The 357-nt window shown below is 65.3% G+C and carries 1 pseudogene; it reads right to left on the reverse strand.

Features of this window, described 5'->3' with window-relative positions:
• Positions 1–357 (reverse strand): annotated as a pseudogene (locus EOC06_RS38670) (conjugal transfer protein TrbE); the annotation flags it as partial.

Genomic DNA, 357 nt, shown 5'->3' on the forward strand with positions numbered 1-357 from the left:
GGCGGAACGGTGTGCTCCCGCTCGCGACCTGCACGAGCGGTGGCGAGCCGGGCGGATAGAAAGGGCAAGGCGCCACCGGGCTGCCCGACCAGACCGAGTTCAACGGGATGAGGTCGGCAAGATTGCACGTGTTGATCAACGGCTCCCGGATATTGGCGTAGGAGACGCCGGGCAGGCTTCCAAGGAAGGCGTCGGTCGCATTCAGCGTTTCAATGCGCGCCCCAAACCCCTCGGCCTGGATGAGACGGCGGATCGCCTCGCACTTTTCCTGAAGCCGAGCCTGCGCTTCATCGAACAGGACGATCACCGGCGTGTAGTAGCCGTAGGCGACGAGCTGGGAGGAGGCCTCGGCGATGG

This window comes from Mesorhizobium sp. M7A.F.Ca.MR.362.00.0.0, assembly GCF_004023175.1.
Lineage (GTDB): Bacteria > Pseudomonadota > Alphaproteobacteria > Rhizobiales > Rhizobiaceae > Mesorhizobium.